Source organism: Staphylococcus sp. EG-SA-17 (assembly GCF_017151845.1).
Lineage (GTDB): Bacteria > Bacillota > Bacilli > Staphylococcales > Staphylococcaceae > Staphylococcus > Staphylococcus aureus.
On record NZ_JACVZO010000040.1, the window covers coordinates 1 to 13,711 of the forward strand.

Below are 13,711 nucleotides of genomic sequence, written 5' to 3' on the forward strand. Positions count from 1 at the left end.
TGTATGGCGAATATGATTCTTGTTGTGCTTTTCTAACTTCTTGAAAATAATGAGGTTGATAACTCATATATGCCTCCCTAAAATAACGCTATAAAATGTGGTAAAAATACTATTAAACCTATAATAAATGCTAATATTGAAACTATAAGTACACTAAAAGCCGCAATATCTTTAGCGTATTTAGCTAAATCATGATATTCAACGGTCACTAAATCGACAACATATTCAATAGCAGTGTTTAAAGCTTCAACAGTGAGAACTAATGCAATAGCAATGAGTATAAATATCCACTCAATCCGATTAATATTTAGTACGAGACCAAAGACAATAGCAACAATCATTGCAAACACATGTAAAAGAAATTTATAGTCTTTTTGAATTAAGATTTTCAGCCCATCAAGTGCATATTTAAACCTTTTCATAATTAGTCTCGTGTTAATCCATATGCGTTTAATATTGTATCTTGTCGACCAAACATTTCCTTTTCATCCGCTTCAGTCATATGATCATAACCTAATAGATGCAAAAATCCATGTAATGCTAAAAATCCTAATTCTCGTTCAAAAGAATGTCCGTAATTGTTTGCTTGTTCTTGCGCTACATCCGTACAGATAATTATATCCCCTAAAACACGTGGTATATCAAGATCACTAAAATCAATCTCTGGCTCATCTTCTTCTAAAGCAAATGAGATTACATCTGTAACTTTATCTTTATCTCTATATGTTCGATTAATTTCTTGTATTTCTTGTTTATCTACAAATGTAACAGAAAGCTCAGCATCGTCTTCTATATGCTCTTCTTTTTTAGCAAATTCTAATAAATCTTCAATTTGTTTATACCAAGCATCTTTAACTAAGCCTGTGTGATCGCTAAAATCTATCGTAAACATTTAATTCTCTCCTTCATAATGTTCAATGATCTTACTTACCAATGGATGTCTCACTACATCGCTCTGATCTAATTTCAATATACTTATACCTTTAACGTTGTGTAACCTACTGACCGCTTCTTTAAGTCCACTTTTAACACCTTTAGGTAAATCGATTTGAGTTTGGTCACCAGTAACTACCATTTTTGAGCCAAAACCTAGTCTTGTTAAAAACATTTTCATTTGCGCATGTGTCGTATTCTGCGCCTCATCAAGAATTACAAATGCATCTTCTAATGTTCGTCCGCGCATATATGCAAGTGGCGCTATTTCGATAATGCCTCTTTCAATAAATCGCTCTGTTTGTTCACGCCCAAGAACAGTATAGAGACCATCATATAAAGGTCTTAAATATGGATCTACCTTTTCTTTCAAATCTCCTGGTAAAAATCCAAGTGACTCTCCTGCTTCAACAGCAGGTCTTGTTAATACAATACGTTTAACAGCACCTTTACGGAGTTGCTTTGCCGCATAAACTACAGCTAAGAATGTCTTACCTGTACCAGCAGGACCTATACCAAATACTAAATCATTATTTTTCATGGCATTAACATATATACGTTGCCCCATCGTTTTCGCACGAATCGTTTTACCAAATGCATCTTTAGTTATCTCTTCATCATATAAATCTAACAGATGTTGAATTGTGTTATTATGCGCCATTTTAATAGCTGCTTCAACATCTTTAATTGTAATATTATTACCTAAATCAATAACCTTCAGCAAATTGATTAATACTGATTCCGCTTTTTCTACGTTTTCTATTTTTGTACCTTTAACGGCAACTTCTTGTCCTCTTGCATGGATGACAACATCGAAACTCTCTTCAATTGCTTTTAAATGTTCATCATTATTTCCAATTAAAGCTTGAGATTGGTTCATATCGTCTATTTGTATAATTCCAGGCATACACGCGCTCCTTTTCATATATCAGTTATATTCATTCTATGATGCTTTAATATCTACTTAATTATATCATGCAATTGATTGATTTAAACATCTTTGCATTGACTTACTCATTTTTCTTTAATTTAAAATAATCATTTATACTTTTCACCTTGTCATAAAAGCAGATTCAATATTAGACTAATCAATTTTTTGTTGTAATTTAAATAACTAATATTTCTCGAAAGATTCTCTTTGTTTTTCAATTTTTCATAACGTAAAAAAACAAGCAACTACCATTACGATAGTGCTTGTTTTCAAAAAATTTTATAATTGTTTTGGTTTAGCTAAAATTTCTGACCATATCATACCATTGATTACTTCATCTTTATCAAATTGGAACGCTGATTTAGTCAAATCTTTTTCGACATTTTGAGAATTAAGCAACTGCTTTAATTTCAAACGTTTTGTACGTTCAGATAAGTATTTATCCTCAATAATATCTCTAGCACGTTTTTCCATTTTAGCAATTTGCTTTTCTTTTTCTCTATCAATGTCAGTACGAATCGTTTTAATATCATCTCTAAGTGATTTTTCTAATTGACGTCTAATTTCGTCAGAATTATCTTGTCTAGAAGGTCTATGTTTCTGCTCCACCGGTTCTGCTTTAGGCACTGTAATTGGTTTCTCTGTCATCGGTTTTGTTTCTGGTTGTTTTTTAGGTGCCATAGGTTCTACAACAGGTTTCGATTTAGGCTCTTCCTTTGGAAGTTCATCGAATAAAGGTGGTAACGTATCATCATATTTTCGTTTCGATGATTTCTTTTCTTCTTCATTTAATTCTTCACTTATTTCTTTAAACGTTCGCTCAATTTCTTCAAAAAAGCCACCTTTTTTTGGTTCATTATCGGTAGATGTTTTTTGAGGTGGCTTTTGATTTTGTCTATCTTTATGACTATTTTCGCGCATAGTAGTAATGATAGAAATGATCACTGATATGACAAAAATTAGAATACCGACACTCATTTAATCACCTCTCGACTTAATGTTCAGGTGACTCATCATCACTTTGATCAGTTCGTTTATTAATTGCATTTCTCATGCCTGTATCAGCTTCGATATTTTTCAAATTATAATAATCTTTAACACTGATATTGCCTGAGCGTAATGCTTCAGCCATAGCTAATGGCACTTCAGATTCGGCTTCAACTACTTTAGCATGCATTTCTTGTACACGCGCTTTCATTTCTTGCTCAGTTGCTACAGCCATAGCTCTACGTTCTTCAGCTTTTGCTTGTGCAATATTTTTGTCTGCTAATGCTTGTTCAGTTTGTAAGTCTGCACCAATATTTTTACTAATATCAACGTCAGCAATATCAATTGTTAAAATTTCAAATGCAGTACCTGAATCTAAACCTTTGCTTAATACTGTTTTAGAAATATTATCTGGGTTTTCAAGTACTTCTGTATGATGCTTACTAGAACCAATTGTTGAAACGATACCTTCACCAACACGTGCGATGATTGTTTCTTCACCAGCACCACCAACAAGTCGAGCAATATTAGCTCTAACTGTGATACGAGCTTTGGCTTTCACTTCAATACCGTTCATTGCTACACCTGCGATAAATGGTGTTTCAATGACTTTAGGATTAACAGACATTTGAACCGCTTCTAATACGTCACGTCCTGCAAGGTCAATTGCAGCAGCACGTTCGAAAGGAAGATCAATGTCAGCACGTTGTGCAGCAATATTAGCGTCAACAACTCTGTCAACATTTCCTCCTGCTAGATAATGCGATTCTAATTGATTTGTTGTTAATGCTAGTCCTGCTTTATGCGCTTTAATTAATGGCGCTATAACTTTTCTTGGAGATACACGACGTAAACGCATACCAACCAATGTACCTATACCAACATGAACGCCAGCTGCTAACGCTGAAATCCATAAACCAATCGGTACAAATGAGAATAAAATAAGTAATGCAACTACTATAATAACTGCTATTACGATAAAACTTAAACTAAACATGGTATCGCTCCTTTTAATTAATCTACTTCCCTCACAACTACTCTTGTTCCTTCAACTTCAAGGATTTTTACCGTTTTATTGCGTAAAATAAAGTTGCCATCTGAAACAGCATCAATACGTTCATTTTCACAAAAAATAATCCCTGCAGGTCGAAGATCTGTAACTGTTTGAGCAGTCTTTCCTACGAGGTGCGAGCGGTTATCATGAGAATTGTAACCTGACTCAGAATTAGTTGAATCTTTTAAGATAACTTTATCCAAAAACGGAATCTTTCTGTTGAAAATCTTCACTAATATCACCCATTCTACAATCGTTAAAATCAAGGCAACGATAACATTCGCAAGCATAAATAGCAAATTATCACCGAGCGTTGTTATGCTTATAGTTATCAGTATCATGCCAATAATACCAATTACTGCACCAACTACAAATAATTCAATTACAACTAATATAACGCCAATTGAGAATATTAAGATAGAATGCATATTGACATTTCCTTGGATTAGAAATCCCAAAAATAAAATAAGTAATGATAATGTGGCGATAATACCAGCTGCATTGATTTTTTTAGAGTAAAGTTGATATACAAATCCTAAGAATGTCAAACAGGTTAATATTAACGTAAAAATAGGTTGAACAATTATATTACTAACTTGTTCAACCCAAGTATCTCCAGCCGTTGATTCCAAGATAGTTGTCATTTGTAAAAAATTATTATAACTCACAATTTCACCTCGCCCTCACATTAATTATACATGAAATTGAATATACTTTATAGTTATAAGAACCTATAGAATATCAATTTGATTATTTATAAACTATATAACTTTTTTTAATTAAAAATTGACAACAAAAAAACATCACATATTAGTGTCAGACACTAACTTGTGATGTTTGTTTTATATAATTAATATTCGTGTTGAGGGAGTCAACAGAGGTATTAATTATTTGAATTTACGTTTACGTGCAGCTTCTGATTTCTTTTTACGTTTTACGCTTGGTTTTTCGTAAAATTCACGTTTACGTACTTCTTGGATTGTTCCACTTTTAGAAACTGAACGTTTAAATCTACGTAACGCATCTTCAAGTGATTCATTTTTACGTACTACTGTTTTAGACATCTGTATTTCCCTCCCTCCAAATATCAACGGAACTTTATAGTCAATTGCACAGTAAAACTATGCATTTATAAGTATAATATATCTGTAATTTATGGTCAATTAGTAAATTGTTTTTTATTTGAAACATATTTCACATCAAAATCACAAAGACTTTTAGATTTTGTTCTAAAAATCTCTTAATAATTTATTTAATGAGAAGAGTTGCTTATATAGTAAATTGTGAAGCCGTTAAAACAACGTTACAAAACCTATATCTTTAATACGGAACCTTATGGTATGAATCAAGGAATACTTAAACTAAAACTTCTCTATCAGATTTATTTGTTGCAAAATCAACAACTTTAATTGCTTGCCCTTCATTTAATGGATAATTTGCTTGCGTAATTTTAACTTTTACAATTTGACCTATGAGTGATTCGTCACCTTCAAATTGTACTTTCATATAATTATCTGCATATCCAACTAATGTACCTTCTGTGTCACCCTGTTCCTCAGGAATTACTTCAAGCACATCTTGATCAAATTTAGACGCATATAACTTTCCGAGTTGATTGCTTAGCGTAATTAACTTATGCACGCGTTCATTTTTAATTTCTTCATCAATTTGGTCATCCATTCTTGCAGCTGGCGTGCCAATTCTAGGAGAATAAGGGAAAACATGCAGTTCAGAGAACTTATGCTTTACGATAAAATCATATGTTTCTTGGAACTCTGCTTCAGTTTCACCTGGGAAACCAACAATTACATCACTCGTAACTGCCAAGTCTGGTAAAGCTTTATGCAATTTTGTTAATCGTTCTGAAAATCTATCCATAGTATACTTACGTCTCATACGTTTTAATACTGTATCTGAACCAGATTGTAATGGAATATGCAAATGACGCACAACTTTTGTTGAACGTTCTAAAACGTCAATTACTTCATCTGTAAGTTGACTTGCTTCAATTGAAGAAATTCGAATTCGTTCTAATCCATTAATCGTTTCAAGATCACGTAATAATTGGGCCAAGTTATAATCTTTTAAATCTTGACCATATCCACCTGTATGAATTCCCGTCAATACAATTTCCTTATATCCTGAATTCACTAGTTGCGTCGCTTGTTCAACTACTTTTTCCGGATCTCTTGAACGCATTAAGCCACGAGCCCATGGAATAATACAGAATGTGCAGAAGTTGTTACAACCTTCTTGAATTTTTAATGACGCACGTGTTCTATCTGTAAAATATGGGACATCTAATTCTTCATATTTACGATTTTTCATGATATTTCCAACACCATTAATTGGTTGGCGTTCTTTACAGAATTCATCAATGTAACCTAATAGTTTATGTCTATCTTGTGTACCAACTACTACATCGACACCAGGAATTTCCATAATTTCAGCTGATGAAGTTTGCGCATAACAACCTGTTACACAAATTACAGCATCAGGATTTTGTCTTATTGCACGTCTAATAATTTGACGACTTTTTTTATCACCTGTATTCGTTACTGTACAAGTATTAATAACAAATACATCAGCATTCGCTTCAAAGTCAACGCGCTCATAGTTTGCTTCTTTAAATAATTGCCAGATTGCTTCAGTTTCATAATGGTTTACTTTACAACCTAATGTGTGAAACGCAACTGTTGACATAAATATTCACCCCATTAATTCATTTTCATAACTTATTGCACTTAACGCATACAATGGTGCAGTTTCTGCCCGTAAAATTCTCGGTCCAAGACCAACAACTGTACTAGTATTACTAAATAATGAAATTTCATTTTCTGACAAACCACCCTCAGGACCAAAAATCATCAACACTTTATCCTGAGCCTTGAATTGTTGTAAAGTTTGCTTGAAATTGCTTAACTCACCATCTTTTGCTTCCTCTTCATATGCAATAAGAATATAGTCATAATTATCAATAGTATCACAAATTAATTTTAAATTCGACTCGAATTGAATAGATGGAATCACTAAACGATAGCTTTGTTCAGCAGCTTCTTTAATTATTTTTTGCCAACGCTCTATCTTTTTGGCAACTTTCGCCTCGTTTAATTTAACAATTGAGCGTTCCATGCTCACAGCTATAAATGATGAAGCACCCAATTCAGTAGCTTTTTGTAGCAACCACTCATATTTGTCAGCTTTAATTAGTCCACTGCAAATCGTAACATCAACTGGCAATTCTGTATTAATATTTTGTTTTTCTTTTAAATCAACTGCAATTTTATCACTTGTTATATCAGCAATTTCACATAAATAAACTGTTTGATCATTAAAAGTTAAAATAATTTTACTACCAACATCATATCTCATTACATTTGTTATATGATGAATATCTTCTTTTTTTGTAATAAAAAAACGCTGACTTACATCAGCGTTTTGGTCTATGAAATAACGTTGCACATTATTCACTCACTTTCTGGCCAACAAGACAAACCCAACCGTTGTCATGTTGTTCTGAAATAATTTTAAAACCTACACGCTCCATATGTGACTGTATACCTTCATACTTCTCTTTTATAATACCAGAAGTAATAAAATAACCGCCTTCATTTAGAGTATTATAAGCATCTTCAATCATTTCATCAATAATATGCGCTAAAATATTTGCTATTACAATATCAAATTTTTCTGTTTCGTCTTTCAATAAGTTACCTGGAACAGCTTCAATTAACGTTTCACAATGATTTCTTCTGAAGTTTTCTTTAGCTACACTCACTGCCATTTCATCAATATCCAACGCTTTAATTCGTTTTACACCGATTAGATGACTTGCAATACTTAATATACCTGAGCCAGTACCAACATCAATTACTGAATGCTGTGGCAATACATATGTTTCTATTGCCTTCAAACACATACTTGTAGTCGGATGATCGCCTGTTCCAAAAGCCATATCTGGGTCGAGCTCAATGCAAAGCTCTTCATCCGCTTCTTTAGCATATGTTTCCCAACTAGGAACTATTGTGAACTTCTTCGACGCTCGGAATGGATGGAAATAGTTTTTCCATTCATTTTCCCAATCCGTCTCTGCAATAATTTGCTCACTGAATTGAACGTTATGTTGATCAAGTTCATCTAAATTTAATAACTCATCTTTAATTTGCTGTCGCAACTTATCATCATAAGTCATTTCATTAAAATAGGCTTTCAATCTTACTCCCTTATCTGGATAATCCTCTTTTTTCAAAGCGTAAATTTCACCGTATTTATCTTCTGGTTGGTTAATTAAATCATCTGAATCTTCTATCACGACACCATTTGATCCATGATTTTCAAGTATATTGGTAGCCAATTCTACTGCTTCATGATTAATAATAATTGAAAGCTCTGTCCAGTTCATACTTTATTCTCCCTTAAAGAATCTTTTTGCTCTATCTTTAAAATTCGAAGGTTGTTCATTAATTTCTTCACCATTTAATTGGGCAAATTCTTTCATTAGTTCTTTTTGTCTATCTGTTAATTTAGTAGGCGTTACTACTTTAATATCAACATATAAATCTCCGTATCCATAGCCATGAACATTTTTTATACCCTTTTCTTTTAAGCGGAATTGCTTACCTGTTTGTGTACCAGCAGGGATTGTTAACATAACTTCATTATTTAATGTTGGTATTTTTATTTCATCGCCTAAAGCTGCTTGTGGGAAGCTAACATTTAATTTGTAATAAATATCATCACCATCACGTTTAAATGTTTCAGATGGTTTAACTCTAAATACTACGTATAAATCACCAGCAGGTCCTCCATTCACGCCTGGAGAGCCTTCACCAGCTAATCTAATTTGTTGTTCATTGTCGACACCTTCAGGTACTTTCACTTCTAATTTAACTGTTTTATTTTCAGTACCTTTTCCGTGACATGTTGGACAAGCTTCTTCAAATTCTTGACCACTTCCATTACATTTAGGACAAACTTGTTCAGTACGAACTCTACCTAAAATTGTATTTTGTTCAACAGCTACATGACCAGCGCCATTACAGTAACTACAAGTCTTTTTACTTGTTCCAGGCTTTGCACCATCACCATGACATGTTTCGCATGTTACATCTTTACGGATTGAAATTTCTTTTGTTGTACCAAATACCGCTTCTTCAAATGTCAATGTCATTGTATACTGAAGATCATCACCTTTTTGCGGTGCATTTGGATCTCTTTGTCTGCCGCCACCGAAGAAAGAGCTAAAGATATCTTCAAAACCGCCGCCACCGAAGCCACTAAAACCACCAAAGTCAGAGCCATTGAATCCTTGTCCGCCAAAACCTTGCGGACCGTCATGTCCAAATTGATCATAGCTTGCGCGTTTATTATCATCACTTAAAACTTCATATGCTTCAGAAATTTCTTTAAACTTTTCATCTGCACCTTCTTCTTTGTTAATATCTGGATGATATTTTTTCGAAAGCTTTCGATACGCTTTTTTGATTTCATCTTTTGAAGCATCTTTACTAATGCCTAAAACTTCATAATAGTCTCTTTTGGCCACAGCTATCTCTCCTTTTCTTAATTAACTCATATAGTTTAACGTAATATGTCATACTATCCAAATAAAAAGCCAAAGCCAATGTTCTATTGACTTTGACTTTTCAGATCATGACAACATTCTAATTGTATTGTTTAATTATTTTTTGTCGTCGTCTTTTACTTCTTTAAATTCAGCATCTTCTACAGTGCTATCGTTGTTTTGACCACCATTAGCACCTTGTGCTTGTTGTTGCTGTTGAGCCGCTTGCTCATATACTTTTGCTGATAATTCTTGAATCACTTTTTCAAGTTCTTCTTTTTTAGATTTAATATCTTCTATATCTTGACCTTCTAAAGCAGTTTTAAGAGCGTCTTTTTTCTCTTCAGCAGATTTTTTATCTTCTTCACCGATATTTTCGCCTAAATCAGTTAAAGTTTTTTCAACTTGGAATACTAGGCTGTCAGCTTCGTTTCTTAAGTCTACTTCTTCACGACGTTTTTTATCTGCTTCAGCGTTAACTTCAGCATCTTTTACCATACGGTCGATTTCTTCGTCTGATAATGAAGAACTTGATTGAATTGTAATTCTTTGTTCTTTATTTGTACCTAAGTCTTTTGCAGTTACATTTACAATACCGTTTTTATCGATATCAAACGTTACTTCAATTTGAGGTTTACCACGTTCAGCTGGTGGAATATCAGTCAATTGGAATCTACCAAGTGTTTTATTATCCGCAGCCATTGGACGTTCACCTTGTAATACGTGTACATCTACTGATGGTTGATTATCTACTGCTGTTGAATAGATTTGAGATTTAGATGTAGGAATCGTAGTGTTACGTTCAATTAACGTATTCATACGTCCACCTAAAATTTCAATACCTAAAGATAGTGGTGTTACGTCTAATAATACTACGTCTTTAACGTCACCTGTGATAACGCCACCTTGGATTGCAGCTCCCATTGCCACTACTTCGTCTGGGTTTACACCTTTGTTAGGTTCTTTACCGATTTCTTTTTTGACAGCTTCTTGTACTGCTGGAATACGAGTTGACCCACCAACTAAGATAACTTCATCGATATCTGAGTTTGTTAAGCCAGCGTCTTTCATTGCTTGGCGTGTAGGTTCCATTGTTCTTCTAATTAATGAATCTGATAATTCCTCAAATTTAGAACGAGTTAAGTTTACTTCTAAGTGTAATGGACCGTTTTCACCAGCTGAGATAAATGGTAATGAGATTTGAGTTTGTGATACACCTGATAAGTCTTTTTTAGCTTTTTCAGCAGCATCTTTCAAACGTTGTAATGCCATTTTATCTTGAGATAAGTCTACGCCATTTTCTTTTTTGAATTCTGCAACTAGGTAGTCAATAATTACTTGGTCAAAATCATCACCGCCAAGTTTGTTGTCACCGGCTGTTGATAGTACTTCGAATACACCGTCACCTAATTCTAGGATAGATACGTCAAATGTACCGCCACCTAAGTCAAAAACAAGAACTTTTTCATCTTTATCAGTTTTGTCTAAACCATATGCTAATGCTGCAGCTGTTGGTTCATTAATGATACGCTCAACTTCTAAACCAGCAATTTTACCAGCATCTTTAGTTGCTTGACGTTCAGCATCGTTAAAGTATGCAGGTACTGTAATTACAGCTTTGTCAACTTTCTCACCTAAATAGCTTTCAGCTGTATTTTTTAAGTTTTGTAAAATCATAGCTGAGATTTCTTGTGGTGTGTATGATTTACCTTCAATATCTACTTTATAATCAGTACCCATATGACGTTTAATAGATTGAACAGTGTTTGGATTTGTAATAGCTTGACGTTTAGCTACTTCACCAACTTGAGTTTCTCCATTTTTGAAAGCTACAACAGATGGTGTTGTACGTGAACCTTCAGGGTTTTGAATTACTTTTGGCTCATCGCCTTCTAATACTGTTACACATGAATTTGTTGTACCTAAGTCTATACCAATAATTTTACTCATAATAAAATTCCTCCATTTAATCATTAAATTAATTTAATTTTAAACAATGTCTTTTCGCCAAATTTAAGTTATTGGTTTACTTTGACCATTGATGGTCTTAATACTCTATCTTTAAGCTTGTATCCTTTTTGTAGTTCTTGAGTGATTTCGCCAGATTCAAAATCAGGGTTATCATCTTGAACTACAGCTTGGTGAATATTTGGATCAAATGCTTCACCTTCAGTTTTAATAACTTCAAGACCATTATCTTTTAGTGCGTTAATCAAACTTTCATGCACCATTTGTACACCTTTTTGAAGAGATTTAAAAGTCTCATCATCACCTTCAATTTGAAGTGCACGTTCTATATTGTCTATTGCTGGTAAAATATCTGTTAACACACGTTGTGCTTGATATGTTTTGTTTATTTCATTTTCTTTTTGAATTCTACGCTTATAATTTTCAAACTCAGCGTAGAGCCTTAAATATTTCTCTTCGTTTTCATCTGCTAATTGTTGAAGTTCATTAATTTTTTGATCTTTTGGATCTATTTCTTCAATAACATTCTCGTCAGACGTTTCTTCTATTGCTTCATCTTGTAAATGACCTTTACTTTCTTCAGCTTGTTCAACTGAATCATCAATATTTTGTTTGACGTTTGTTTCTTCAACTGTTGATTCAGTGTTTTTTTCAACTGATTCGTCTTTATTTGTCATTTTCTGTCCTCCAATACTTTCTAATCCATCATTACCAAATTCTATTTAATAATTGAATGACATTTTGATAATGCATAGCTGTAGGTCCAATCACAGCGATTTGACCTTTTAACGTTTCATCAAAATGATATTGACTTGTTACAATTGAAATATCACTTAAGCTGTCATCAATTTCGTTACCAATTTTTACATTAATATTTGGTGAAGATATATCTTGTAATAATTCTGCAATTCTATTTGATTCTATATATTGTAGAATGGGCTGAATTGAAGATACATTACTTTCATTCAATGCATCAATAAGTTTAACCTTTCCACCCATATAAATGCTATTACTTTGATTAGAAATATGATTATTCATCGTATTTAACAATTGATTGATAAATATTTCTTCCTGCTCTGATTGAACAAAAGAGACAATATCATCTTGTAAATTCTGATTAAACTCAGTTAGTTTGTTTGTAACAAAATTTGATATTGTATTTAGTTTGTCGTTATTAAACGGTATGTCTGAAGCAAGATGTACATGCTCTACATGACCTGATGAAAATACGATAACCATTATAACTAAATTAGGATTAGCACGAATCAAGTGTACATTATTGATAATATCTTGTTTATGATTAGGATGAACAACTAAAGTTGTATATTGAGATATATTTGATAATTCATCTGCAAAATATGTCAATGCTGATGATACATCATATTGATTCTCAACTAACAATTGATTTAATCGTCTTAATTTATTTGTTTTTTGATGAGATGTTTGTTCAAGTAAACGATTGACATAATACCTAAAACCTAATTGTGATGGCGAACGCCCTGAAGAACTATGTGTCTTTTCGATATAGTTTAAATCTTCAAGCTGTTTCATCTCATTTCTAATTGTAGCAGGACTAACATTCAAGTTATGTCGCTCAATTAGTGTTTTAGAACCAACGGGTTGTCCAAAATCAACATAATCCTCAACAATTGCGTTTAATATACTCAATTGCCTATCTGTAATCATGTTTTCACCTCATTAGCACTCACTTATCTCAAGTGCTAATTATAATTTATCAAATTGGTCAAAGTAAGTCAATGTTAAAGACTCGAAATTTCAATTTTTTTTAATCATTTATTAGGAAAGCTTCAAAAACCTCATTACCGATGACTTTCCCTCGCTTTGTTAGTGCAATCGCATCGTTCTTTTCTAAAATTAATTCCTTCTCTTTTAAATTATTTATTGTTTGACCAAAGACACTTTCAATAGATTGGTCAAACTTCTTTTGGAACCTACTACTACTCACACCTTCATTTAAACGCAACCCAAGAAACATTTCTTCTTCCATTCTCTCAGTCAAAGAAGGTTTATTTGATACTAAAATTGCTTTACTTTCTTTATTTATAGCTTTGATATAATGTTTCACTGGATTGATATTCGTATAACGCACACCATCTACATAACCACTTGCACCTGCTCCAAATCCATAATATTCCTCATTAAACCAGTAAACCTTATTATGTTCTGATTCATGGCCATCTAATGCAAAATTAGATATTTCGTATTGATGGAAAGGAGATTGTTCTATCTTAGACATCAGCAACTGATACATGTC

Annotated in this window: 14 protein-coding genes and 2 pseudogenes; all 16 read right to left on the reverse strand. The window is 33.0% G+C overall.

The features are described 5' to 3' along the window. Nucleotides 1-67, reverse strand: a pseudogene (locus IDG65_RS13085) (cytidine deaminase); the annotation flags it as partial. Nucleotides 68-77: 10 nt separating this feature from the next. Further along, nucleotides 78-422: a diacylglycerol kinase family protein gene (locus IDG65_RS13090; RefSeq protein WP_000819532.1), complete on the reverse strand. Its 345-nt coding sequence runs from the start codon at nt 420-422 to the stop codon at nt 78-80. A gap of 2 nt (nt 423-424) precedes the next feature. Continuing rightward, nucleotides 425-892 carry an rRNA maturation RNase YbeY gene (gene ybeY / locus IDG65_RS13095; RefSeq protein WP_000494133.1) on the reverse strand — a complete coding sequence of 156 codons (468 nt, stop codon included), beginning with the start codon at nt 890-892 and terminating at the stop codon, nt 425-427. Continuing rightward, nucleotides 893-1,840: a PhoH family protein gene (locus IDG65_RS13100; protein WP_001117767.1), complete on the reverse strand. Its 948-nt coding sequence runs from the start codon at nt 1,838-1,840 to the stop codon at nt 893-895. Between the two features lie 303 nt (nt 1,841-2,143). Beyond that, nucleotides 2,144-2,842 (reverse strand): SPOR domain-containing protein, encoded by a 699-nt coding sequence (locus IDG65_RS13105; RefSeq protein ID WP_000110600.1) that lies wholly within the window; start codon nt 2,840-2,842, stop codon nt 2,144-2,146. Nucleotides 2,843-2,858: 16 nt separating this feature from the next. Next, on the reverse strand, nt 2,859-3,848 hold the full coding sequence (floA, locus tag IDG65_RS13110) for a flotillin-like protein FloA (protein ID WP_206174140.1): 990 nt from the start codon (nt 3,846-3,848) through the stop codon (nt 2,859-2,861). Nucleotides 3,849-3,865: 17 nt separating this feature from the next. Continuing rightward, nucleotides 3,866-4,549, reverse strand: a complete 684-nt coding sequence (locus tag IDG65_RS13115) for an NfeD family protein (RefSeq protein WP_001802667.1) — start codon at nt 4,547-4,549, stop codon at nt 3,866-3,868. Between the two features lie 243 nt (nt 4,550-4,792). Further along, a complete protein-coding gene (rpsU, locus tag IDG65_RS13120; RefSeq protein WP_000048060.1) occupies nt 4,793-4,969 on the reverse strand; it encodes a 30S ribosomal protein S21 in 177 nt (58 codons plus the stop codon). Between the two features lie 292 nt (nt 4,970-5,261). After that, the gene (gene mtaB, locus IDG65_RS13125) at nt 5,262-6,608 is read right to left on the reverse strand and encodes a tRNA (N(6)-L-threonylcarbamoyladenosine(37)-C(2))-methylthiotransferase MtaB (RefSeq protein ID WP_061385093.1); all 1,347 of its coding nucleotides are present in this window, start codon (nt 6,606-6,608) and stop codon (nt 5,262-5,264) included. 6 nt (nt 6,609-6,614) lie between these two features. Continuing rightward, nucleotides 6,615-7,367, reverse strand: a complete 753-nt coding sequence (locus IDG65_RS13130; RefSeq protein ID WP_001190119.1) for a 16S rRNA (uracil(1498)-N(3))-methyltransferase — start codon at nt 7,365-7,367, stop codon at nt 6,615-6,617. Between the two features lies 1 nt (nt 7,368). Beyond that, the gene (gene prmA / locus IDG65_RS13135; protein WP_200707805.1) at nt 7,369-8,307 is read right to left on the reverse strand and encodes a 50S ribosomal protein L11 methyltransferase; all 939 of its coding nucleotides are present in this window, start codon (nt 8,305-8,307) and stop codon (nt 7,369-7,371) included. A 3-nt stretch (nt 8,308-8,310) separates the two neighbouring features. Further along, nucleotides 8,311-9,450 carry a molecular chaperone DnaJ gene (dnaJ, locus tag IDG65_RS13140; protein WP_001119021.1) on the reverse strand — a complete coding sequence of 380 codons (1,140 nt, stop codon included), beginning with the start codon at nt 9,448-9,450 and terminating at the stop codon, nt 8,311-8,313. Between the two features lie 135 nt (nt 9,451-9,585). Beyond that, nucleotides 9,586-11,418 carry a molecular chaperone DnaK gene (gene dnaK, locus IDG65_RS13145; RefSeq protein ID WP_000034718.1) on the reverse strand — a complete coding sequence of 611 codons (1,833 nt, stop codon included), beginning with the start codon at nt 11,416-11,418 and terminating at the stop codon, nt 9,586-9,588. Nucleotides 11,419-11,486: 68 nt separating this feature from the next. Then, on the reverse strand, nt 11,487-12,113 hold the full coding sequence (grpE, locus tag IDG65_RS13150; RefSeq protein ID WP_000182215.1) for a nucleotide exchange factor GrpE: 627 nt from the start codon (nt 12,111-12,113) through the stop codon (nt 11,487-11,489). Between the two features lie 31 nt (nt 12,114-12,144). Next, complete coding sequence (hrcA, locus tag IDG65_RS13155) at nt 12,145-13,122, reverse strand: heat-inducible transcriptional repressor HrcA (protein WP_000627142.1); 978 nt, start codon at nt 13,120-13,122, stop codon at nt 12,145-12,147. Nucleotides 13,123-13,222: 100 nt separating this feature from the next. Next, nucleotides 13,223-13,711 (reverse strand): annotated as a pseudogene (locus tag IDG65_RS13160) (radical SAM family heme chaperone HemW); the annotation flags it as partial.